At 32.7% G+C, this 23,544-nt stretch carries 20 protein-coding genes; 5 read left to right on the top strand and 15 right to left on the bottom strand.

Features of this window, described 5'->3' with window-relative positions:
- Positions 1-129 precede the first annotated feature (129 nt).
- Positions 130-1,167, top strand: a complete 1,038-nt coding sequence (locus JOOMADRAFT_RS11390) for an AI-2E family transporter (RefSeq protein ID WP_008613513.1) — start codon at positions 130-132, stop codon at positions 1,165-1,167.
- A gap of 151 nt (positions 1,168-1,318) precedes the next feature.
- Here the strand turns inward: JOOMADRAFT_RS11390 and JOOMADRAFT_RS11395 are convergent, their stop codons facing one another.
- The 7 genes from JOOMADRAFT_RS11395 to JOOMADRAFT_RS11425 form a co-directional block, all read right to left on the bottom strand.
- Positions 1,319-2,203, bottom strand: coding sequence for a bifunctional 5,10-methylenetetrahydrofolate dehydrogenase/5,10-methenyltetrahydrofolate cyclohydrolase (locus JOOMADRAFT_RS11395; protein WP_008613514.1), 885 nt, complete (start codon positions 2,201-2,203; stop codon positions 1,319-1,321).
- 118 nt (positions 2,204-2,321) lie between these two features.
- On the bottom strand, positions 2,322-3,650 hold the full coding sequence (ffh, locus tag JOOMADRAFT_RS11400) for a signal recognition particle protein (RefSeq protein ID WP_008613515.1): 1,329 nt from the start codon (positions 3,648-3,650) through the stop codon (positions 2,322-2,324).
- Between the two features lie 191 nt (positions 3,651-3,841).
- The gene (locus JOOMADRAFT_RS11405) at positions 3,842-5,206 is read right to left on the bottom strand and encodes an MATE family efflux transporter (protein ID WP_008613516.1); all 1,365 of its coding nucleotides are present in this window, start codon (positions 5,204-5,206) and stop codon (positions 3,842-3,844) included.
- 44 nt (positions 5,207-5,250) lie between these two features.
- On the bottom strand, positions 5,251-6,027 hold the full coding sequence (locus JOOMADRAFT_RS11410) for a hypothetical protein (protein WP_008613517.1): 777 nt from the start codon (positions 6,025-6,027) through the stop codon (positions 5,251-5,253).
- Between the two features lie 134 nt (positions 6,028-6,161).
- Positions 6,162-6,608, bottom strand: a complete 447-nt coding sequence (locus tag JOOMADRAFT_RS11415) for a DoxX family membrane protein (protein ID WP_008613518.1) — start codon at positions 6,606-6,608, stop codon at positions 6,162-6,164.
- A 1-nt stretch (position 6,609) separates the two neighbouring features.
- Positions 6,610-8,094, bottom strand: coding sequence for an HmuY family protein (locus JOOMADRAFT_RS11420; RefSeq protein WP_008613520.1), 1,485 nt, complete (start codon positions 8,092-8,094; stop codon positions 6,610-6,612).
- Between the two features lie 6 nt (positions 8,095-8,100).
- Positions 8,101-10,221, bottom strand: coding sequence for a TonB-dependent receptor plug domain-containing protein (locus JOOMADRAFT_RS11425; RefSeq protein WP_008613522.1), 2,121 nt, complete (start codon positions 10,219-10,221; stop codon positions 8,101-8,103).
- Positions 10,222-10,332: 111 nt separating this feature from the next.
- Here JOOMADRAFT_RS11425 and JOOMADRAFT_RS11430 point away from each other — a divergent pair, with 111 nt between their 5' ends.
- Together JOOMADRAFT_RS11430 and JOOMADRAFT_RS20395 are read left to right on the top strand one after the other, a co-directional pair.
- Positions 10,333-11,232, top strand: coding sequence for a DUF6607 family protein (locus JOOMADRAFT_RS11430; protein ID WP_008613524.1), 900 nt, complete (start codon positions 10,333-10,335; stop codon positions 11,230-11,232).
- A gap of 103 nt (positions 11,233-11,335) precedes the next feature.
- A complete protein-coding gene (locus JOOMADRAFT_RS20395) occupies positions 11,336-11,686 on the top strand; it encodes a DUF6686 family protein (RefSeq protein WP_008613525.1) in 351 nt (116 codons plus the stop codon).
- A 322-nt stretch (positions 11,687-12,008) separates the two neighbouring features.
- Here JOOMADRAFT_RS20395 and argS read toward each other — a convergent pair whose 3' ends face one another.
- The gene (gene argS, locus JOOMADRAFT_RS11440; RefSeq protein ID WP_008613533.1) at positions 12,009-13,793 is read right to left on the bottom strand and encodes an arginine--tRNA ligase; all 1,785 of its coding nucleotides are present in this window, start codon (positions 13,791-13,793) and stop codon (positions 12,009-12,011) included.
- A 137-nt stretch (positions 13,794-13,930) separates the two neighbouring features.
- Here argS and JOOMADRAFT_RS11445 point away from each other — a divergent pair, with 137 nt between their 5' ends.
- Positions 13,931-14,356, top strand: a complete 426-nt coding sequence (locus tag JOOMADRAFT_RS11445) for a hypothetical protein (protein WP_008613535.1) — start codon at positions 13,931-13,933, stop codon at positions 14,354-14,356.
- A gap of 21 nt (positions 14,357-14,377) precedes the next feature.
- Positions 14,378-15,862, top strand: a complete 1,485-nt coding sequence (locus tag JOOMADRAFT_RS11450) for a BCCT family transporter (protein WP_008613540.1) — start codon at positions 14,378-14,380, stop codon at positions 15,860-15,862.
- 129 nt (positions 15,863-15,991) lie between these two features.
- Here JOOMADRAFT_RS11450 and JOOMADRAFT_RS11455 read toward each other — a convergent pair whose 3' ends face one another.
- From JOOMADRAFT_RS11455 to JOOMADRAFT_RS11485, 7 genes are all read right to left on the bottom strand, one after another.
- Positions 15,992-17,461 (bottom strand): M14 family metallopeptidase, encoded by a 1,470-nt coding sequence (locus tag JOOMADRAFT_RS11455; RefSeq protein WP_008613547.1) that lies wholly within the window; start codon positions 17,459-17,461, stop codon positions 15,992-15,994.
- 6 nt (positions 17,462-17,467) lie between these two features.
- Positions 17,468-18,124 carry a peptidoglycan recognition protein family protein gene (locus JOOMADRAFT_RS11460; RefSeq protein WP_008613554.1) on the bottom strand — a complete coding sequence of 219 codons (657 nt, stop codon included), beginning with the start codon at positions 18,122-18,124 and terminating at the stop codon, positions 17,468-17,470.
- A 190-nt stretch (positions 18,125-18,314) separates the two neighbouring features.
- Positions 18,315-18,926 (bottom strand): phosphoadenosine phosphosulfate reductase domain-containing protein, encoded by a 612-nt coding sequence (locus JOOMADRAFT_RS11465; protein ID WP_008613556.1) that lies wholly within the window; start codon positions 18,924-18,926, stop codon positions 18,315-18,317.
- 110 nt (positions 18,927-19,036) lie between these two features.
- Positions 19,037-19,462, bottom strand: coding sequence for an RrF2 family transcriptional regulator (locus JOOMADRAFT_RS11470; RefSeq protein ID WP_008613557.1), 426 nt, complete (start codon positions 19,460-19,462; stop codon positions 19,037-19,039).
- A gap of 40 nt (positions 19,463-19,502) precedes the next feature.
- A complete protein-coding gene (ctlX, locus tag JOOMADRAFT_RS11475; protein WP_008613558.1) occupies positions 19,503-20,435 on the bottom strand; it encodes a citrulline utilization hydrolase CtlX in 933 nt (310 codons plus the stop codon).
- 79 nt (positions 20,436-20,514) lie between these two features.
- Positions 20,515-21,429 carry a dimethylarginine dimethylaminohydrolase family protein gene (locus JOOMADRAFT_RS11480; protein WP_008613559.1) on the bottom strand — a complete coding sequence of 305 codons (915 nt, stop codon included), beginning with the start codon at positions 21,427-21,429 and terminating at the stop codon, positions 20,515-20,517.
- Between the two features lie 127 nt (positions 21,430-21,556).
- Positions 21,557-22,840 carry a citrate synthase gene (locus JOOMADRAFT_RS11485; RefSeq protein ID WP_008613560.1) on the bottom strand — a complete coding sequence of 428 codons (1,284 nt, stop codon included), beginning with the start codon at positions 22,838-22,840 and terminating at the stop codon, positions 21,557-21,559.
- Positions 22,841-23,544 lie beyond the last annotated feature (704 nt).

Here is a 23,544-nt window from a genome sequence, read left to right on the forward strand (position 1 = left end):
CACGTTTACAACTAACCTTATGACAAGTTACAAAGTATTCAAATCTCTTTCAGAAAGGAAATTTATATCTACATTAACAACTTATATCATAACTTTAAGTAACTTTAAAACTAAAGCCAACCTTAAGATATGAGTAAAGATCGTTTGAGTCCTGCGTTAATACGCCAATTATTTATGCTGTTTGCAATTATTGCTCTCGGCTATCTTATTACTAAAGAAATGACTCCTTATCTCTCTGGAATACTTGGAGCAATTACGGTATATGTACTGTTTAAAAACTTTATGAGTAAGCTTTTAAACAAAGGATTAAAGCCTTGGCTGGCAGCCACTATAATTATTGTTTTGTCAATCTTTATCATCATCATTCCAGTAACACTTATCATTTTATTACTTTCTTCTAAAATACAAAAGGCAGTACAAAACTCCGAAGAACTTACCACCATTGTAAAGTCAAAACTAGGGCAAATAGAAGACTACGTTGGGGTTGATATACTTTCTCAAGTAAATGCAAAAGATGTTTCTGGATGGGTATCAGAGCAAATACAAGGCTTGGCGGGCACTACTTTTGATACTGTTATTGCCTTCGGGATTATGTATTTTTTATTATACTTTATGCTGATAAATACAAAGAATCTACAAAAAATGATACTAGCTTATATTCCTTTAAATGATGATAATATTAAAGCTATTTCTAAAGAGAGTAACGACATTGTAAAATCTAACGCTATTGGAATTCCTTTAGTAGCCATAATGCAAGGAATTGTAGCCTTAATTGGTTATTATATTTTTGGTGTTGAAAATCCTTTGTTTTGGTTTGTAATTACTGTTGTAGGCTCCATGATTCCTTTTGTAGGAACTGCCTTAGGAATTCTTCCAGTAACTCTTTTGCTTTTCTCTCAAGGGGAGAGTTGGCAAGCAATTGGATTGTTAATATATGGAGCTGTAGTAGTTGGATCTACTGACAATGTTTTCAGAATAATTGTTCAAAACAAACTAGCCAATCTACATCCATTAATAACCCTAATTGGGGTAGTTATTGGAGTTCCTCTATTCGGATTTATAGGATTGATTTTTGGACCTTTATTAGTAAGTTTATTTTTACTACTGGTGAAGATTTATAAAAATGAATACGGAAAAAAAGAAACAAAAAAGAGCCCTTATTTATAAATCAACTACCTCGAGGCAAGCCTGCGAGGTATTCAAAGGATAATAATTTAATCCATTTCTACGTAGAACACTTTGATATACTCAGAACAGACTCTGGGGTATAAACCCCTCAATGAAGGATTCAAGGCTCTTATTATTATTTTACACCCAATTAGTTTTTAGCTCTATGGCGCTCACGCGCTAACAATGTATTTTTCAATAGCATTGCAATAGTCATCGGTCCAACACCACCTGGCACTGGAGTAATATAACTTGCTTTTTTACTAACATTTTCAAAATCTACATCTCCTGTAATTTTATATCCACGAGGCGCATCTTCATCTGGAACACGTGTAATTCCAACGTCAATTACAACTACATCATCTTTTACCATTTCTGCTTTTAAGTAATTTGGTTGCCCTAAAGCGGTAATGATAATATCTGCTTGAGACGTTATTTGCGTTATATTTTTAGTATGACTGTGAGTTAAAGTAACTGTAGAATTTCCAGGGAATCCTTTTCTCCCCATTAAAATACTCATTGGGCGTCCAACAATATGAGAACGACCAATAACTACCGTATGTTTTCCTTTAGTTTCTACATTATATCTTTCTAGAAGCTCTAAAATTCCAAAAGGAGTAGCTGGGATAAAAGTACTCATATCCAAAGCCATTTTACCAAAATTCATTGGATGAAAACCATCTACATCTTTATCTGGATCTACAGCCATTAGTACTTTTTGCTCGTTAATTTGCTCTGGAAGAGGAAGCTGTACAATAAATCCGTCTATATTTTCATCTTTATTAAGCTCTTCAATTTTTTTAAGCAATTCCAACTCACTTGTTGTGCTTGGCATTTTTACTAATGTAGACTCAAATCCAACACGCTCACAAGCTTTTACTTTACTTCCTACATACGTAAGACTAGCACCATCATTCCCAACAATAATAGCAGCTAAATGAGGAACTTTTTCCCCTTTCTTTTTTATTTTATCAACCTCAACAGCTATTTCGTCTTTTATTTGGTTGGATATTTTTTTTCCGTCTAAAATTTCCATTATTTATTTTATTATTTGGTTCAAGATTTAAGGTCTCTACTTTGAAAATTTCAAGCCTTCAAAACACTTAATTGTTGCCATAAAAGCTTTAAACTTTAAAGCTTCAGATACAAACAATCTATTTCATTCCTTGCATCATCTGCATCATCTTACGGCCACCACCGCCTTGCATCATCTTCATCATTTTACTCATTTGATTGAATTGCTTCAACAACTGATTCACTTCTTGGATAGATGTTCCACTCCCTTTGGCAATACGTTTTTTTCTACTTCCGTTTAAAAGAGAAGGATTAGAACGCTCACTTGGAGTCATAGAATGTATAATGGCTTCCACTCCCTTAAAAGCGTCGTCATCTATATCCATTCCTTTTAAAGCTTTTCCGGCACCAGGAATCATTCCTAGTAAATCCTTCATGCTTCCCATCTTTTTTATTTGTTGAATCTGACTTAGGAAGTCATCAAAACCAAACTGATTTTTAGCAATTTTTTTATGAAGTTTTCTAGCCTCTTCTTCGTCATATTGCTCTTGAGCTCTTTCAACTAAAGAAACCACATCTCCCATTCCAAGGATTCGATCTGCCATACGAGAAGGATAGAAAACATCTATTGCATCCATCTTCTCCCCTGTACCAATAAATTTAATTGGCTTATTAACAACAGATTTAATTGACAACGCTGCTCCACCACGAGTATCACCATCTAATTTGGTAAGAATTACCCCATTAAAATCCAATACATCGTTAAATGCTTTTGCAGTATTTACAGCATCTTGCCCCGTCATAGAATCTACCACAAATAAAGTTTCATTTGGTGTAATTGCAGTGTGAATATTAGAAATTTCATTCATCATTTCCTCATCTACTGCCAAACGTCCAGCGGTATCGACAATAACTACATTATGTCCATTTGCTTTAGCATGCTCAATCCCTGCTTTTGCAATTGCAACAGGATCTGAATTTCCTTTATCAGAAAAAACTTCCACTCCTATTTGATCTCCTACAACATGAAGCTGATCAATCGCAGCAGGACGATACACATCACAAGCTACTAAAAGAGGTTTCTTAGTTTTTTTAGTTTTTAGAAAGTTTGCTAGTTTACCAGAAAAGGTAGTTTTACCCGAACCTTGTAACCCTGCCATTAAAATAACTGATGGACTTCCAGAAAGGTCAACTCCAGCAGCTTCTCCTCCCATTAACTCAATCAACTCATCTTTAACGAGTTTCACCATCAATTGTCCTGGCTTCAATGTAGTTAATACATCTTGCCCTAAAGCTTTTTCCTTTACAGTATTAGTAAACTCTTTAGCTGTTTTAAAGTTAACATCGGCATCAAGCAACGCACGACGTACTTCTTTAAGTGTTTCTGCTACGTTTACCTCTGTAATTTGTCCATGTCCTTTTAATACATGAAACGCCTTATCTAACTTATCGCTTAAATTATCGAACATATTGTTTTCCTTCTTTTTAGCCCCTCATTCTTTGGGAAGTGCAAATTTAAGAATTTGGATTAGAAGTTGGAAGCTTATTTTAGACTTCTTAGTGTATAGTTTATCAGAAATGTTATATTTTGTAATATTTGAGTTATTTCTACTACAATTTCTAGCCTTTTTTACTTCTTTAGACTACAAAAGGCATCAAATTATATTTGTAGTATTGAATCTTTATATTTCCACGCTCCTCTTTTATAATATACAAACGCTATAATTGCAGTGAGGGCGTTGGAAATAGGAAAAGCCCACCAAATCCCTTCATAATCCAAAGGTGTTTTATTGGATAACATAAAGCCAACAGGAAACCGAACCACCCATAAAGCTATAATGGAAATTAACATGGAAACTTTAGTAAAACCAGCTCCATTAAATACCCCATTTAAAACTTGTTGCACTCCTAACAGACCAAAGCTAGGCGACATTATTTTAATGAATTTAGCTCCTATTTGAATCACATTTTCATCGTCTGGAACAAAAAATCGAGTTAGGGGTTCAGCAAAAAAGAACAACAACATCCCTAGAAAAGTAAGTCCTATTGCGGCAATTAACGCACTTAAATCCCCTACTTTTTCTGCTCTATCAATCCTCCCTGCTCCAATATTTTGCCCCACCAAACTAGTGGTTGCAATAGATAATCCCAAAGCGGGAACAATTACTAAACTCAATATTCTAGCACCAATTCCATAGGCTGCCACCACATCACTACTAAAACTTGTAACTAGCATAACCATTGCTGTCATTGCAGTTGCCCTACTGGATTGATCTAAACTGGAAGGAATTCCAATAACAAACAAGTTTTTAACCCATTTAAAATCGAATTTCATATGGGAAAACTTAATTTTAATCCCCCTTTTTCCTCGGAAGAGAATCCACATTCCTGCCATAGCAGAAATTCCTTGTGTAATTATACTTGCAATAGCAGCACCCGCAACTCCATAACCAGGGATAGAACCGTAACCAAATATAAACAGAGGATCCAAAATAAGGTTAAGAATAACGGTAGCTAAAACGATATACATCGGAATTAAAACATTACCAATTCCACGCATTAGCGATTGGTATACGAAAAACATAAATAGAAAAATAAATCCCCATGAAGAAACCTTAAAATAGGTAACAGAATCGTTTAATATTTCTGGACCTGCTCCCACTAATCTCATAAGTGGATCGGCTAAATAGTAGCCTAAAAAGGCTAAGAAAATAGAAATAAAAAAAATTACAATTACAGTTTGAGAAGCAGAATAATTTACCATTTTTTGGTCTCCTGCTCCCTTGTGCTGAGATACTATAACCGTACCTCCAAGTGTTAATCCACCTCCCAATGATAATACTAAAAACAAAATAGGAAAACTTAAACTTACACTTGCTACTGCATTTGCACCCAATCTCCCCAACCAAAATGTATCAATTAATTGATACATGGTTTGTAGTATATTAGCCATAATAATTGGAAAGGCTAATCCTAAAAGTGAATTAAGAATATTACCTTTAACTAAATTATTTTCTTTTTCCATCCACTAATTATAATATAGCTTAAAGTTAAACTATTTATAGGAAACTACCTCCCTCCATTGGCACGAAGATCGGCTAAACATTGACTATCTAATTTGGGAATATTTTCTTCTGAAATCATTCCCCCTACATTAATACCAGACTCCACACGGTAATTCATCAAACAAGTTTCAACATCACAATGATGTCCGTTTTCTGTATCAAGATGGTCTGCTTGCATTTCGGAACCCAAATCTACAAGCCCTAAAAGATGAGAAAACTCATGTCTATAAACGGTAGATTCTAATAGCACACGACTAGGTTCTGTAAAATCATTACTAAACTTTTGTATGGTTTCTTCAAAAATAACAAATGATGTATTTCTATATGCCACTCCTAGAACTACCGAATTCTCATCGTTGTCCTTGTATTCTCCATCCACAAAAAAAGCAAATAATGCTAATCTACTTCCAGAATTATAGTGTGTTCTTATTTCTTTCTCAATACTATCTATCTCCTCAATGGTAAATAATTCCTTATTAGGAGAAACTATAGAACGCTTATTTATTTCCACACCTCCAGATTTGTAACAACGCTGATTGATAAAAGAAACTAAATTATCTAAGGAGCTTTGCGAAGGCTCAAATCCTTCAACATACACCACTTCAATAACTAAATCTGTAAAATTATCTTCGGATAAAAAATCGTTAGCTGAATCTCCTGTACCCTGTCTATTAGCAGATTTTGTGGGATTATTTGTTTCCTGTGAATCGTCATCCTTAGCACAAGACACAAAAAAGATGAAGCTAGCTACTAAAAAATAGCGAAAGGTATATTTTAACATTCGTTCGTTTTTTTATGCAATATATTAATATTCAATAAAAAAAGAGGCGCTCTCTTTAAAAAGCGCCTCTAACCACATGAATTAATGAATAACTAATTATCTAACTGACTAAAAGTCAATTAAATTTCTTCTCTCTAAATTGGTTTTATCCAAACTAGAGGTTTCCATTTTTTATATTCCTTAAGAACTAAAGCAAGATTGATGGCAAAAAAGGCTAAGGTTTTTAGTAATTCTCCTGTTTCTTCCCTTTCCAAAAAATAATGAAACAGAAAAATATGTAGGGTTATAGGAAGTAAAAAAATAGCTCCTATAAAACTTGTTCCTTGAATAATTAATAAGAGTCCGAATAAAATCTCACAAATTCCCAATACCTGCCAAAAGTAGCCTGTTTGCTTTGCGCCACTTATATAAAGTATTTTTTGAAGGGTACTTTTCTTCTCTGGAGATGAGAATTTTTCGGCTTTCTGAAACACTTCAATTGGGGTAGGACTTGGTTGTTCAAACTTATGAATTCCTCCATAAATCATGAGTCCGCCTAAAAACAATCGAAGGATTATAAATAAAATACTAACTGCTTTCATCTTACAACAAATTATATTCAAATTTAGGATATCCACGCTCTCCACTTTCACTTAACAAAGCAGTAAAACGGATTTTATAATAATTTCCATCGGTGTCTTTGAGAACATAATATCTATCATTCTTTGATACAGGCGTTGATGAAGAAGGTCCTGTTGTAGATCTCCATCCACTTCCTATAATATTCTTTTTATCAAATACTAATGAGTCTTCTATTACATCGCTCATCGTAAAATCTTCATAAGACTTTATTCCATCTTCTATCACTACTTCATATACCCCTGTCCCACCTAAAGTATTGTGTAAAACAAAATCTGAATAAGTAGTTCCAATTTCAGTTGCAAAAACTCCTGAAAAATTAAGATCCCATTCTGCTTTTGCTGGTTCTACAGATAATGCTTTATTATTTGTCAAACTAAAAGCAGTACTGTTATATTGCGGAGTTTTACTTATTAACACCTCAGAATAATCCGTAGCATCTAAAGGCGCATATTTCAACTTGTAACTATCCCCTTCCATTGTAACTCTTATTTTGTACCACCCTCTATCTACAGACCCAGTATTTATCTTTCCTGGTTCTGCGGGTGTATCTTCAATTTCTGTTCCCATATAAACCAAATAAACTTTGTTCTCTTCATCATTTACAGCAATTTCAGATATTGCAGTTCCCTCTAATTCTCCTGTAGATGTATCAACATATGGTTCATACACTGAATACGAAACTTTTACTCCTACTTTATATTCTTCAACTGAATTTACGATTACCTCATTAAAAGATTGTGTAAATAAATCAAAACTATTTATGACTAATGGTGGATCGAAAACTGTTGAGCTAGTTACCGCATTTATATCTGTAAACTGAGTTAATTCTGCTGCTGAAACTCTCAATGCAGGATTTAAAAACACTCTATTTTCTGATCCAGAATAAAAAGCGAGCTCCCACGTATCTCTTTTAATTGGAGTCATTTTTTGAGAACTCAAATCAATAAATACTTGATTAGGATATGTAGAACCTCCCCAATCTGGAGATAAAACCCCACCAAGAGCAGCGCTTTCTGTAAAACTAACCGCTAACGAAGTATTTCCTTGTATGCTACTTTCTGGATTTGAAATAGAAGCTAACTTAAAAGTAACCGACATTTCGGTTCCTTCAATTGGGTTTTGTAATTTATTAAGGGTAAAAGTCGCCGAATTGCTTCCAGCAGTTACAGGAACTGTAATAGTACCCTCTTCCGATGCTGGATTGGTTGTAAAATGTGTGTCATATTCTGCATTTACCGTTGTGTAGGTAATTGTAGCCGTACCGTTTTCTGCTGCGTTTCTAGAAAACACTAACTTAACTTCCTTTGTTTCTTCTTCCGTAGTTAAACTTACCGAAGGATTTTCAAAAGCTACTACAAATTCTTGCGTAGTTTTAGTATCGTCATCACTACAGGATGCGAGTATAAATAAAACAAAGAGGTTTAAGATTAAAAACTTGTTTTTCATGATTGTCTAGTTAAAATTTAAATTATATAATAGTTTTATAAAGTAGGATCTTCCGTACCCCAAGAGCACATTAGAGGGAGGTCCTGAATGCACCCCGCCACTCACAGATGTGCTGTTTACCCTAGTAACATCTAATAAATTTCTTGCACCAAGAGTTAGCTGAAGTTTGTTGTTGTAAAATGCCTTTCGTATCGACGCATCCCACCAACTATACGCATCTTGTTTGCCTCTAATTAATATTGTTTCTCCATTTTCATCTTGATCTTGCAAAAACTGATATTCGGGTCCGTTGTGTTTAAAATATGTTGAAAAAGTGGTATTCCATTGAGGAACACTATAAGACAAACTTGCATTTAGTTGTAATGCCTTTAAATAATCGTCATCATAATTTCTCCCTTCTAAAACTTTAGAAACTCCCGAGTAGGAAATTCCTAAATTTCCACTAATATTTTGATACATAAATCCATTAGAAAACGATACATTCCATGTTTTATATTTGTCAATATTAGTATACTGATATGCTAAAGGAGAACTATTTACAATGATGAGTTCAATACGGTCGTCTACATCTATATATCCAACAGATAATTTGCTTCTTAAGCTGAAATTATTCTGAAACTCGAAGATTTTTTTAGCATGAATAAAAGCAGAAATCCCCTCTTCTGGTTTTAAGTCTTCATTACCTCGTACATCATGATTGGCATCTACGAAATAAGAATACAGCTCTGTAAAATTTGGCATTCTTGGCGCTGTACCTACAACCGCTCTAACCTCCATCTTATTTTTAAAAAGATATTTAGAAGACAATTCTAAAGCGGTTTGCGTATCAAATTTGTTTGAAAAGAAAACCCGAGCTCCTGGTCGGAATGAAAGCCTACTATTTGGTACGTATTCTGCAGATGCAAACACATCATAAGAGCCTATTTTTCTACGGATATTCTCTCCATCATAATCTCCAGAGATAGAAGAGGCATACCCTTCATTTTGACTAATCTCATAACCAACTTGAAAATCAAAAGCACTTTCATTTAAAAAATTACTAAACGTTCCTTTGGAATAGTATATGCTCCGCGATTCGTATTCAAATTCTGCTACATCAAACTTTTCTTCTTCTAAAATTCTATAGTTATACGTTTCTGCATTTTTCTTTTGCTGCTGAAAAGAAAGCGAAACATTGTATAAAATTCCGCTATTAAAACTTCCGTTTGCATTTAAATGATGCATAAATCTTTGGGAAGTAAATATTTCGTCCGAAGAAATAGGGTTTCGTGTTTGTGTGGAAGGGTTGTAATTTTCTCTTACTACGGAATCGTAACGAGAAACTTTTTCATTAAAATATTCAAACTTGTAAAACATTTTCATGTTTTCAGCTTGATAGCTCAACATCCCTTTTGTGTTGTATTGCAATTTAGGAAGCCACTCATAGCCACGCTTTCCATCGTTATATTGATAACTTTCTCCCTGCTTATCTCCCCATAATCCTGCAAAATCGTTTCGTGTGGCAGTAATATTAGCATATAACTTTTCAGATATATTATTAGAAACACTTAACGATTGAATATGCCTTCCTTTATCAAACCACCCATACTCATCTCCAATGGTTTCTTCTTGTAAATAGGGTCTTATTTGCCATTTGTAATTAGCCGATTTTTTGGTAATAATGTTAATAACACCCGCAACGGCATCTGCTCCATACTGAACTCCCATGGCGCCCTCAACAATTTCAATATGTTCAATATCATCTAAATTAATTTGCGTTAAATCGGTATTATTTCCAAAACCTTCATCGTTTACTAGCGGAATATTATCTACCAAAATTTTGACATATTGACCGTCTAAACCAAACATTTTTATACTTGATTTCCCAGTGGAAGCATTTGGAAGAATTGAAATATTTAAAGTCTGATTTAAAACATCTGCCAAATTGTTTCCTGCTTGACGATTTATGTCTGCTTGACTGATTACAGTAACTTCATAAACCGATTTTTTTACCGACTGCGGATTGTACTGTCCAGTAACTACTACTTCCTCCAAATCGTTTACTACTAAAGAATCCATTATTTGAACCTTTTGGGCAAAACCAAAGCTTACAGTTAAAAATAATATTAGGTATGTTAGTTGTTTCATTATTTAGATTGATTCTGAATAATTTTTGACAAATATATAGTTATTTTTATTCAATCTAAATAAATTTTATATTTTTGTTCCATCAGAAATGAAAAACTAATTATATCAACAATGAAAAAATTATCAATTTTTATAGGCTTAACAATGGCGAGCCTTGCTGTAACAGCTCAAAAGCACGATAAAAGTGCGGATCAAAAAAACATTAAAGACATGTGTGGCTGTTATGAAGTACGTTTCAATTTTGCCGAAACATTTAACAACGCAAAAGATTCTACCTACCAAGCTTCCAAAGTAAAACAAGTGGGCGCTTTAGAATGGGTACAATTGGTAGAAGACAAACCCAATAAAATTGTAATGCAGCATTTATTAATTGCCAACGACACCATGATTATTAAACATTGGAGGCAAGATTGGTTGTATGAAAACACCAATTTATATCAGTTTTATAAAGACAAAACATGGAAGTTTGAAAAATTGGCGAAAGAAGATGTAAAAGGGCAATGGACACAAAAAGTGTATCAAGTAGATGATAGTCCGCGTTATGAAGGCACCGCAAGTTGGGTACATGTTGACGGGAAAAATTATTGGGTAAACACCACCGATGCTCCTTTACCTAGAAGAGAACACACCGTTCGAGACGATTATAATGTTATGAAGCGTAGAAACATACATGCCATTACAGATTACGGTTGGTTGCATGAACAGGATAATGATAAAATTATTAGAGAAGATGAAGGAAATGATTTTGTATTAGCTCAAGAAAAAGGCTACGACACCTATACAAAAGTAGCTGATGAAAAATGTAAAGCAGCACAAGATTGGTGGAAAGAAAATGAAGCTTTCTGGAAAATTGTAAGAAATAAATGGCAAGACTTATTTGAGCAAAACAAAGATATTGAGTTACAAAAAAGCGTTGACAACAAACCTTTATTTGCGCATTTATTTGCGATGCCTGCAAACAGTAGTAAAAAAGAAATTGAAGCAGTAATTGACAGCTTTATTGTGAAATAAATTACCGCAATATTTAATCTATTTCTACCTAGAGCCCTTCGGTAAACTCAGGACAGGCTCTGGGGGAATAAAACCCTCCATGAGGGATTTAAAAACAGTGATTATGTGTAAAAATCTTAAAGTATTAAACAGGTCTAAAAATGGTATTTTGATTTATTGCAAACACAACAATATGTATCAATTACTTTACAACAACCTCAACTTTAATTTTACTGAAGTTGAATTTGAGAGTTTCCATAATTACTTACACAATATTGAAGTAGATTATTGGGAGGAAGAATACAAATATTCTATTTATGATAAAAGGATTCCAATTCCAACCATCCAATCTAACTTACTTATTTTACTAAATAAACAAGAAGTTGAAGAACTTGCTGCGCTAATAAAGCTACGTCCAAAAAAATACGATTTGCTAAGCTTATGCGATATTGAATACAAACTATACCCGAATTAGCCATTTAATTGTTTGAGTTTGTTAGTTTCGAGGCTGAATTTTCAGCAAAAAACCCCGAAAAAATTTTCGGGGTTTTTAAATTTTATTGTTGTTGTCCGATAAAAGTTGACGGAATTTATTGAACTCCACTTATATCAAGGTTCAAATGGGGTTTTCAAAATAGACCCCTTGCTATTAATAAGAATGAATAAAAAGAGGATTTTTGAAATGCCATCTCTTTAAACTACTTATTTTGTGGTATTTATTAGTCTTTTTCTTATAGCGAAGCGGTCTTGTATTTTTACTCGAACATTAATGAAATTTTATACAAATTCTATGTTTTTTACATTCGTTCTGGAACTGAAATTCCTAGTAATTTTAAAGCGTTTGCAATTATTTCTGCTACTTTACTAGAAAGCTGTACTCTAAATATTTTTTCTGAAGTTACTTCTGCTCCTAATATAGACACATTCTGATAAAAAGAATTGAACTCTTTTACCAAATCATAGGTGTAATTTGCTATGATAGCTGGGCTAAAATTAGCGGAAGCATTCTGAATAATTTCTGGAAATAATTGAACTTGTTTAATAAGAGATTTTTCTTTCTCATGAAGTTTGTAATCCATCACTACAGCTTCCCCTGAAAAATCAAAATCCGCCTTTCTTAAAATAGATTGAATTCTAGCATAAGTATACTGAATAAAAGGCCCCGTATTTCCTTGAAAATCTATTGACTCTTTAGGATCAAAAAGGATACGTTTTTTAGGATCTACTTTTAGAATGTAATATTTTAAGGCTCCAAGCCCAATAGTTTTATAAAGTTCTTGCTTTTCTTCTTCCGTAAAGCCTTCTAATTTTCCTAATTCTGAAGAAATCTCTCCTGCAGTGCTTGCCATTTCGGTAATTAAATCATCTGCATCTACAACCGTACCTTCTCTACTTTTCATTTTACCGCTAGGCAAATCTACCATTCCATAACTTAGATGATACAAATGCTGTGCCCATTCAAATCCGAGTTTTTTCAGAATTAAAAACAATACTTGAAAATGATAATCCTGTTCGTTCCCTACTGTATAAACCAAACCTCCAACATCTGGATAATCTTTAATACGTTGGATTGCAGTTCCAATATCTTGCGTCATGTACACAGCAGTTCCATCGGCTCTTAAAACAATTTTTTCGTCCAAGCCATCTTCTGTTAAATCAATCCAAACAGATCCATCTTCTTTTTTAAAGAAAACACCTCTTTCCAAACCATCGGCAACCACATCCTTTCCTAATAAATAGGTATTACTCTCGTAATATAATTGGTCAAAATCGACTCCTAAATTTTTATAGGTAATAGCAAATCCGTCGTAAACCCAACCATTCATGGTTTCCCAAAGCTTTACAACTTCTTCATCTCCAGCTTCCCATTTTCTAAGCATATTTTGAGCTTCCAATAAAATTGGCGCTTCTTTTTCTGCTACTTTTTTATCTACTCCCCTAGCTATTAATTCTTCAATTTCAGCCTTATAAGCTTTATCAAAAGCTACATAATAATTCCCAACGAGCTTATCTCCTTTTAATCCAGTGGATGCTGGAGTCTCTCCATTTCCAAATTTTTGCCAGGCCAACATTGACTTACAAATATGGATTCCACGGTCGTTTATAATTTGAGTCTTATATACTTTTTTTCCAGATGCTTTAATAATTTCAGCAACAGAATACCCTAATAAATTATTTCTAATATGTCCTAAGTGCAAAGGTTTATTAGTGTTTGGAGAAGAATATTCTACCATAATAGCTTTATCTCCTTCTTTAGGAGTTTCAAAACCATACACCTCATCATTTTTTATATCACTAAAAAATTGAAGGAAATATGAATCTGAAATTACAAGGTTTAAAAAACCTTTTACCACATTAAATTTTTCAATCTCAGTAACATTAGCCTCCAAATAAGCTCCTATTTGTTCTCCTATAAGTTGCGGATTTCCTTTTATAGTACGCAACATAGGAAAAATAACTACCGTAATATCCCCTTCAAACTCCTTACGAGTAGCCTGTAATTCAACGGTTTCTAATTCTTTATCAAAAATAGAATGTATTGCTTCTTTAACTTTGGTAATTATAATATCCTGAATGTTCATTTTTATGAAAAATTTGGGTGCAAAGATACGGATTTTGAAAAAGTTATTACCCTTGAAGCAAGGATAAAAACAAATCTTTACATCGAAAAAATGATTTTTATTTCTGCTGAACGCCGATAAAAATCTATCTTTAAAGAATGCTAATCAATTTTTCTAATACAAATTCTTTTCAGAAAGAAATACTTCTAAATGAAGTAGGTAATGTTCTTCCTCTAAAAGAAAGAGTTGAAATAGGCAAAAGTCACTCCCCTAACTTATTTATTACAACTACCAGTATTCAGATTAAAAACTTATTAATTCTCAATAACAATATAGATACTTGCAACATCGAAATTAGAACAAAAGGGATTGTTATTAAATTTATAGCGCTAACAGATACTTATGGATTGTTGATTCCATTTTACAAACTTTCTTTATATAAAAGTGCTCCTCAAGAATATACCTTCCATAAAGACCACCATTTTATAAGAATTGTTGCTAAAACAAAAGAGATTCATAACTTTATAAAGAATATCTCTTCCTACAAAATCAAACATTTATCTAATCTAAGCGGCAATATTTAATATCTTAATCAAAATAATTTTTTGGAAATTTTTAAAAATAGATTATTAGTAATATCGGTAAGCATTTTAGTCTTTCTGGCTATTCTTATCTTTATTTTCCCTTCTCTTAGCTATACTTCTATTGAAAATGTATCCATTTGGATACGCGACTGGTTTGGGAATTTCTATCTGTATTTAGGTCTTTTTTGTGTGCTATTTTTACTTGGAATTGCAATCTCTCCATTAGGAAAATTACGTTTAGGTAATACTAACGACAGACCAGAATATTCTCGCTGGGCATGGATCTCAATGCTTTATAGTGCTGGAATGGGAGCTGGAATTTTACTTCGTGCAGTACAGGAGCCTGTCTATATGTACTTAAACCCGCCCATACAAACCGACGCTAGCAAACAAACAATTGCACTTGAATACACCTTTTACCAATGGGGCTTTACTGCATGGGCCTTTTATGGACTTTTTGCATTGGTTATTGGGCATTATTTATTTACAAAAAATAAACAGGCTTTAATTAGTAGTACTGTAGCTCCTAATTTTAAAAATTCAGGAGTTTTAAATGGAATAGACATTTTAGTTATGCTCGCTACCGTTTTTGGACTTGTAGGTGCCGTTGGCCTAGGGACTACACAAATTAATGGCGGACTTCAACATTTACTAAAGATAAATTTAGACGTTACCTCAGCTATTATATTGACAATAATTATCTGCGGATTTGCCTTTTTATCTGCATGGAAAGGAATAAATAAAGGCATAAAAAACATCTCTAAAGTAAACATCTTTATTACGCTCTTACTGCTAGTTTTTGTTTTATCGCAAAGCGATATTCTATTAATTCTAAAACAGTTTATAAATGCTCTATTTCAGTATCTAAAAGATTTTATTCCACTTAGTTTGGCACTAGGAAAATATAATCCTGGAAAGCAATTTCTTACAGATTGGACCTACTATTATTGGGCTTTTTGGTTAGCTTGGGCACCTTTTACTGGGGTTTTTATAGCACGGATTTCTAAAGGAAGAACATTAAGAGAAATGCTCCTTGGCGTAATGATTATTCCTTCTTTAGGTTCTTTCTTATGGTTTACAGCTTTTGGCGAAAATGCCTTCCTTCTAATTGAGGGTTGGAACAATTATAATAATGAATTTGGGGATGTATTTACTTCTATTTTTATCTTTTTCAAACAATATCCCCTTCAATTTATAATAAACTCCACCATTGTAATACTCCTCATTGGCTTTTTATTAACCTCTGTAGATTCTGCTATTTTTGTATTAAGTATGTTTAGCGATAAAGGCAATCCAAAACCTAAAAAATCGCACCGCATAGTTTGGTCTTTCGTAATTGCTATTTTTAGTATTGCAATGCTAATTCTAGGAAATGCCAAAAAAGAAATTGATGTCCTTATTGCGCTTCAGAAACTATTAATTATTACCTCCCTACCTTTTGCCCTTTTTATTCCTATAATGAGTTTTTCCTTTCTTAAAGAATTAATTCAGAAGAAACCCTCATAGAAGGATTAATTATAGCCAAGAAAATCCACTCTACAAAAGGAATAAATAAGTTTCATATTTTCATTCAACTTCATTAAACACCTCACTATAAACCATATAACTCAGGTTTATTCATAATAGAATAATAGCTTATTTATAAATTAGCGCATTACTAAAATCTTGTTCTGGTTTTTTTAAATCCACTAAATTTCCATTAATAATTAAATATTCTAAGGAATCATTCTTCTTCAAGAAAAAAGTTGGATTAGCGCCCACATATAAATTCACAGCTGTATTTTTTTTATCTGAAATAACGTGTAAAGGAATATTTATAGCATCTTTATCTTCAGGAAGGTGTTCCACTTTTACGTAAGCAAACCCTTCTTTTAAAAATGAAGAAACCCCTTTTTCTACAACAGCATTTATAGTTGAGAATGTCTCCGGATATACCTTTGGAGCAACTACTGCGTAAGCAGATGCATCAAACTCTTTATACCCATAATACGTAGATAAATCTCCCATATCCGATACTCCTGCTTTGTAATAATAACCAGATTCGGTATGAGCAGACACCTCCCTACTATCTATTCCTAAATCTACGGTATACGTATTTCCTAATAATTCGTACTGAACCCCTATTAGTTTTAAGTCGAATAATTTCCTGTCGTTTTCAGGGATTTTAAAATATTCTTCTTTAGATGATTTCTCATACTCTTTGGTTGCAATTGCTCTAATTGCAGATAAAATAGTTACGAAATTCAACTTTCTGATAAATTGCTTTTCAGGGTCGTTTGGATATCCACCAGACTCTATTAAAACAACACTTGTTCCCCATTTCTGAATATTATCTCCAAATGCACGCGGCTCAAAATCATCATTATACCTCCCTACTTGTCCTGGTGCATATTTTTGAAGAATTCCATTCATATACCCAATAAGTTTCATGGCATTTTCCCTAACATTATTCACCTCCTTTTCATAATTATATGCAGGCGCTAAATAAGAAATAGTTGCTGGCTTTGGAGTTCTATTAGCATTGTAATACGTACTTTGATCGTGTAAATTAAAACCAAAATCGGCTTCCAAACTATCTCGAACCCGCTTTAATGTTTTACTTTCTGGAGATTGTAATCTAACAGCATCTCTATTTATATCTACTCCTAAAGCATTTCTTCTGGTAAACAATTCGGCTCCATCTGGGTTTAACATGGGCAAGAAATGAATCCTTAAATTGGACAGCATCTCTTCTTTTTCCTTCTGAAAATCTGTTGATTTAAAAAAGTTCATAATATCAAAAATCGCCATGGTAGCAGTAGATTCATCGCCATGCATTTGCGACCAAAGAAAAACATCCACCTCTCCTTCTCCAAAGCTTATTAAATTTAAACTCTTCCCTTTTATGGAAGTTCCTACTTTATTCACTTCAAAAAAAGAATCAGGTTTTAATTCTTCAATTAAAGGCATTATTTTACTGTGCGTAAACCTTCTAATTGTAATACTTTCCTCTTTATAGCTATCGTATTTTTCAAATAGTTCATTGTAAAAGCCTTGTGCTGAAATCGATAAAAAGCTTCCTATAAAAAATATCGAGAGTATAATTTTTCTTATATTCTTATTCATTGGTACTTATCCTTTAGGTAATGGTTTTATATCTAATTTTTTAGTTCTCTTTCTTATTTCTTCCATAAATTCTTTATTCGGGTCTGTTTTCACAGTTCTATAACTATCGTTTTTTTCAAGCCATAAGTCGGTTTTCTCAAATAATTGATATTCATAATGACCAATAACATAATCAATTGGATACTTCTTTTTCAAATATTTTATCAACTTTACATTGGCTCTCAACTGTGCATCTGTTAAGGGTAAATCTGAGCCTCCTACATTTTCTATCCCAATAGCACAATGATTTAAACCTATTACATGGCGAGCCATAGTAGTTTCTGGCATTAAATTATAAATAATTCCATCTTGATCCACTACAAACTGAGAGGAAACATTCAAGCTTCCTGCGCCTGCAATAGCATTTCTATGCTCTGGCAAATTAGCTTCATAAAAAGCATCAACCGTTTTTTGAAACGTGGGAATTTCTGTCCAATGAACCACTATCATTTTAGGAATAATAGTTGGCTCTTCTTGCCTTATTCCATAATGTTCTTCCATATAACTCAAGGTTAAATTACTCCTTTCCTCGTCAAAAACAATAGGCTCTTGAATTATTTTTGGACCACAAGAAAAACATCCAACTATTATGATAACGTATAAATATGCTACTTTCTTTTTCATCACTTTTATTTTCCTTAAAAATAAGAATATCTTGTCAATTATAATTCCTAATGTAGAATTTAATTTACATAAAATCCAACTTTACTTAAACACTTAGCTTATAAACAAATTAAATTCTCTATTAGGGATTAAACCAAAAAAGGGGATTGCTGCTAGCAATCCCCTTCCAGAATATCTTAAACTATTTTTTTTAGCTTACATGTAAGCCACACTCCCTATTCTCTAAAACCTTGGTAGGGTCAAAATAATTAAATTCGTTTTCTAGATTATGAGCCTCCAAATAAGCATCTAACTCTTCATCTGAATAATAATAAAATGGACTCACTTTTAAAACACCATCATTTCCTTTGGTTACAATATCCAAACTATCTCTAAATGCAGTTTGTCCTTTTCTAAGGTTTGTAAACCATATATCCGGTTTATTTTCTGCCATTGCTCTCTTAAATGGCTCTAACTTAACCTGTTCTGTAAACACTTTATGCAAAGGGTCTTCAATACTAGGAATTCCCATTACCATATTTCTGTGTGCTACCGTTTGTTTAGGAACATATAATTTAATATTTAATGCCAAAGATTTTATTAAACGCTCTGCATGTAAATAAGTTTTATTGGTATTGTAACCTGTATCACACCAAATTACAGGAAGCTCTTTTTTTTCTGAAGTGGTAGCGTGTAAAATAGCTGCTTCATACGGACGGAAATTTGTGGTTACAACAGGATTTTGACCTTGAGTCAATGCCCATTTTACAATTTCCGAAGGAGATTTATCTTTTAAATTTTTATTTATTTCTACTAAATCCATAACTCTTTATTTCTATACTAAAAAGCAAAGATATCAATAGTCTAGTTAATTACTAGGTTTTTAACAAAAAAATCACAGAATATTTTTTCAACTAACTAAAAATAAGCATCTTAAGCGGTTAAAGTAGATCTAGTTAAATCTGCCAAAGTTTTATTTTCTAATACTTTTAAGGTACTATCTCTAACCTCTATCATTAACCTACTTAGCGAGCAAGCTTCTTCATTTTTACAATCATCACATTTTTCGTAAAAATTAAGACTTACACAAGGAAGCATTGCAATAGGGCCTTCTAGTACTCTAATTAGAGAAGCTACAGTTATTTTTTCGGGATCCCGAATGAGGTAATAGCCACCTCCCTTTCCTTTTTTCGACCCTAAAAAACCGCTATTTTTTAGTTGAAGTAAAATAATTTCCAGAAATTTTTTGGAGATATTTTCTTGCTCTGCAATTTCTGAAATGAGCACAGGACTCTTACTTTCCTTTTTGGCCATGTAAGTAAGTGCCTTTAAACCATATTTTGTTTTCTTTGAAAGCATAAGTTATTTTAAAATCTATATCGCTAGGTCTTTAAATATACTATTTTTTTGGGAGAAATATTTCTGCCATCATACAACGGGCACTTCCTCCTCCGCATGTTTCTATAGTTTCTAAATTGCTCGATAAAATTGTAGCGTATTTTTCTATAGATTTTGTCTGATTAGAATGCAAACTTTCATGAGCAGATTTACTCATTATTAAATATTTTTCTCCTGTTTCTGATTGAGCTTGTAGCATGTTTCCTGCAAAATTGCTCATTTGAGTTTCAGAAATTACAATAATTTCTTTTCCATCTTTTTTAAGATGATCTACTAAGTTTTTGCGCTCCTTCTTATCGTCAATAGTATCTAAACAAACAACCGCAAAATTATCTCCAACACACATCATTACATTGGTATGATAAATTGGTTTTCTTACTCCATCAACATCTTGATTGGCAGTAAAAATAACAGGGAAATATTCAAAGTCTTCACAAAATTCTATAAATAAATCCTCATCTGCTCTTGGAGAAAGTGCGCAATATGCTTTTCTATGTACACGGTCTAAAATTATACTTCCAGTTCCTTCCAAAAAAATCCCTTCTTCTTCAGCAGAGGTATAATCCATTACATTCTCAACACAAAAATTGTTTGCCTCCAATACATCCAATATATCTTCTCTCCGCTCATTTCTTCTGTTTTCTGCAAACATTGGGTAAAGCGTTACAGTTCCATCCTCATGTGTAGAAATCCAATTATTAGGAAAAATAGAATCTGGAGTATCTGGTTTTAGGGTATCTTGAACCGTAATAACTTGAATCCCGGCAGCCCTAATTTTTTCCACAAAAGTATCAAATTCTTTTTGAGCTTTGGCATTTATTGCCTCGTTCATCATATCGATATCTTCCTGAAAATAATTATTAACGGCTGTTTGCTCGTTCATTCTAAAACTAATTGGACGAACCATTAAAATTGTATTCGTAACCTGACTCATATCCTTCTAAATTTTAATCGCGCAAAGCTACAAAGAAAGTTAGACAGTATGCATAAAACAACTTGCTTTGATTAAGATTTTATGCACGAATTAATGGCATAGTTGAACAACGTAAAAGTCCTTCCTGTTTAGATATTTCACTATAAGGAATCTCTTCAACTGTAAATTTATTTTCGCGAAGCCAATTATTAAGTCGCTTAAAGTTTTTTTCTGAAACTACTACTTCTGGAGAGATTGAAAACACATTGCTAAACATATAATACATCTCATCTTTTGTAATATGAAATAAGTTTTCCTCCCCAAATAAATCCACTAAATAATTATAGTCTGCTTCCTTTCTAAAACCTTCTTTATGAATAATTCCTTTGCTCGTTCCTACTGGCTGAAAACAACAATCCAAATGCAAAGCATTGTCTCTAGCAATGGTATTTGATTTACTTAAATCAAATTCTTTCACAATTTTATTAGGAAACATTTCTTTAATAAAATTAACCCCATGCATATTTGTTCTAGCTGTAATAAGATCTGGATAATCGGCTCCTTTGTAGGTTCCTATAAAAATATGGTCATTCCAAAGCATAACATCGCCACCTTCTATATGCACTTCTTTTGGAGGTGTTATCACTTTTGAAGGCTCTATTTGATTTATTACATACTGAATAGCTTCCAGTTCTTTTTCTCGATCTGGCAATATATTCGATTTTATAAAGAAATCGTCAATAACAAAAGCGATATCTCTTGAGAAGATTTGATTGCAATTTTCTATTAATTCTGGTCTGTATACTTTTACATCATACTTTTCAAAAACAGTATTAAAAGCTTCCATTTCTGGAATCATATCTGCTTCTACAGGATAGGTTCCTGCTTTTATAAATTCCAACGACTTTGGGTCGTATGCATCTTCTATAGTTGGTGTAGGCCCATTACTTTTTGCAGTTCCTAAAACTACTGCTTCAAGTTTAGAAGTCTCATTTTCTACATGAAGTTTTAACATAAATATCTTTTTAAACTAGCATTTCTAGATGAAGATCAAAAATATCATTAATAATCGACATACAATCAATAAAAAAGGGCATGTTATAGATTAACATACCCTTTAAAAATTTTATATGGTTTTTTATTTACCTTTTTTCTACTTCTACAAAAGGTCTTAAATTCTCACCAACATATACTTGACGTGGTCTACCAATTGGTTCTTTTTTCAATCTCATCTCTCTCCATTGAGCAATCCAACCTGGTAATCTCCCTAAAGCAAACATTACGGTAAACATTTCTGTAGGAATTCCTAAAGCTCTGTATATAATTCCTGAGTAAAAATCTACGTTAGGATATAATTTTCTTTTTACGAAATAATCGTCTTCTAATGCTTGTTTTTCTAATCCTTTGGCAATTGATAAAACTGGATCTTCAACGCCTAAATCTCCTAAAACTTCATCTGCAGATTTCTTGATAATTTTAGCACGTGGATCAAAGTTTTTATATACTCTATGCCCAAATCCCATTAAACGGAAAGGATCTTCTTTATCCTTAGCTTTTTCCATGTATTTTGCAGTATCACCTCCGTCTTCTTTAATTCCTTCCAACATTTCAATAACCGCTTGGTTTGCTCCACCATGAAGAGGCCCCCATAATGCAGAAACACCTGCAGAAAGAGATGCAAATAATCCTGCATGAGATGAACCTACAATTCTTACTGTAGATGTAGAGCAATTTTGCTCATGATCTGCATGAAGAATTAATAATTTATCTAATGCTTCAACCACAACAGGATTTAATTTATACTCTTCGTTTGGTTTTTTAAACATCATATAAAGCATGTTCTCCACATAACCAAGAGAAGCATTCCCGTAATCATAAGGCTTAGCATTTCTTCTACGTAATGTCCATGCTGCTAAAACAGGAAATTTACCCATAATTTTAACGATGGCCTGATACATATCTTCTTCAGAATTTATATCAACACAAGAAGGGTTAAATGCAGTCAATGCACTAGTTAAGGAAGATAACACCCCCATTGGATGTGCAGTTCTTGGAAAACTATCTACAATTTTCTTAACGTCTTCATCTACCTCAGAATTTGCTTTGATATCATTATGGAATTTCTCTAACTGTGTTTTATTAGGAAGCTCTCCAAAAATTAATAAATAAGCAACTTCAAGGAAGTCAGCTTTCTCGGCTAGGTCTTCAATAGCATAACCCCGGTACCTTAAAATACCTTTTTCTCCATCTAAATAAGTTATTGCACTTTCACAAGAACCTGTGTTTTTGTATCCTGGATCTAAAGTAATAATACCTGCTGAAGCTCTTAGCGTTTTAATATCTATTGCTAATTCATTTTCTGTACCTTCAACAACTGGAAATTCTATTTTTTTACCTTTATACTCAATAGTAGCCGTATCTGACATAATATATTTTAGTTTATTTAAATTTTTACAAGTGTTGCGAAAATACGAAATAATGTGTTAAATTACGGTTAATCAGCAGTCTTTTTACTAGTTTCAAAGGTTAAAATGATGCCAAAATTTATTTCTGAAAAATGTAGATTTTGTTTCTTTCAATCAAAATGCTTGAAAATGAATATTTCGCATTTTTTTATGTTGAAAATTTCTAATTTGAAAAAATAATTATACAATCTTAAAAAACAACTCAATTCTTTATTAAATTGTTATTTTTTAATACTTAATTATTAATGTCTGTGTAAAAACACAAGACCGCTTCGCTATAAGAAAAAAGAACAAAGACTAAATCTTAACTATCACAAAAAAATATGTAGTTTAAAAAAATTATTAATGTCCATGTAAAAACACAAGACCGCTTCGCTATAAGAAAAAAGAACAAAGACTAAATCTTAACTATCATAAAATATGTAGTTTAAAAAAATTATTAATGTCCATGTAATAACACAAGACCGCTTCGCTATAAGAAAAAAGAACAAAGACTAGATCTTAGACTATCATAAATATGTAGTTTAAAAAAATTATTAATGTCTGTGTAAAAATACAAGACCGCTTCGCTATAAGAAAAAAGAACAAAGACTAAATCTTAACTATCACAAAAAAAATATGTAGTTTTTAAAAATTATTAATGTCCATGTAAAAATACAAGACCG

It is taken from the genome of Galbibacter orientalis DSM 19592, assembly GCF_000260115.1.
Classification (GTDB): Bacteria; Bacteroidota; Bacteroidia; order Flavobacteriales; family Flavobacteriaceae; genus Galbibacter; species Galbibacter orientalis.

Bases quoted from the DNA above. Each gene is read 5' to 3' on its own strand.
- JOOMADRAFT_RS11390 (WP_008613513.1), top strand. From the start codon at position 130: ATGAGTAAAGATCGTTTGAGTCCTGCGTTAATACGCCAATTATTTATG.
- JOOMADRAFT_RS11395 (WP_008613514.1), bottom strand. From the start codon at position 2,203: ATGGAAATTTTAGACGGAAAAAAAATATCCAACCAAATAAAAGACGAA.
- ffh (WP_008613515.1), bottom strand. From the start codon at position 3,650: ATGTTCGATAATTTAAGCGATAAGTTAGATAAGGCGTTTCATGTATTA.
- JOOMADRAFT_RS11405 (WP_008613516.1), bottom strand. From the start codon at position 5,206: ATGGAAAAAGAAAATAATTTAGTTAAAGGTAATATTCTTAATTCACTT.
- JOOMADRAFT_RS11410 (WP_008613517.1), bottom strand. From the start codon at position 6,027: ATGTTAAAATATACCTTTCGCTATTTTTTAGTAGCTAGCTTCATCTTT.
- JOOMADRAFT_RS11415 (WP_008613518.1), bottom strand. From the start codon at position 6,608: ATGAAAGCAGTTAGTATTTTATTTATAATCCTTCGATTGTTTTTAGGC.
- JOOMADRAFT_RS11420 (WP_008613520.1), bottom strand. From the start codon at position 8,094: ATGAAAAACAAGTTTTTAATCTTAAACCTCTTTGTTTTATTTATACTC.
- JOOMADRAFT_RS11425 (WP_008613522.1), bottom strand. From the start codon at position 10,221: ATGAAACAACTAACATACCTAATATTATTTTTAACTGTAAGCTTTGGT.
- JOOMADRAFT_RS11430 (WP_008613524.1), top strand. From the start codon at position 10,333: ATGAAAAAATTATCAATTTTTATAGGCTTAACAATGGCGAGCCTTGCT.
- JOOMADRAFT_RS20395 (WP_008613525.1), top strand. From the start codon at position 11,336: ATGTGTAAAAATCTTAAAGTATTAAACAGGTCTAAAAATGGTATTTTG.
- argS (WP_008613533.1), bottom strand. From the start codon at position 13,793: ATGAACATTCAGGATATTATAATTACCAAAGTTAAAGAAGCAATACAT.
- JOOMADRAFT_RS11445 (WP_008613535.1), top strand. From the start codon at position 13,931: ATGCTAATCAATTTTTCTAATACAAATTCTTTTCAGAAAGAAATACTT.
- JOOMADRAFT_RS11455 (WP_008613547.1), bottom strand. From the start codon at position 17,461: ATGAATAAGAATATAAGAAAAATTATACTCTCGATATTTTTTATAGGA.
- JOOMADRAFT_RS11460 (WP_008613554.1), bottom strand. From the start codon at position 18,124: ATGAAAAAGAAAGTAGCATATTTATACGTTATCATAATAGTTGGATGT.
- JOOMADRAFT_RS11465 (WP_008613556.1), bottom strand. From the start codon at position 18,926: ATGGATTTAGTAGAAATAAATAAAAATTTAAAAGATAAATCTCCTTCG.
- JOOMADRAFT_RS11470 (WP_008613557.1), bottom strand. From the start codon at position 19,462: ATGCTTTCAAAGAAAACAAAATATGGTTTAAAGGCACTTACTTACATG.
- ctlX (WP_008613558.1), bottom strand. From the start codon at position 20,435: ATGAGTCAGGTTACGAATACAATTTTAATGGTTCGTCCAATTAGTTTT.
- JOOMADRAFT_RS11480 (WP_008613559.1), bottom strand. From the start codon at position 21,429: ATGTTAAAACTTCATGTAGAAAATGAGACTTCTAAACTTGAAGCAGTA.
- JOOMADRAFT_RS11485 (WP_008613560.1), bottom strand. From the start codon at position 22,840: ATGTCAGATACGGCTACTATTGAGTATAAAGGTAAAAAAATAGAATTT.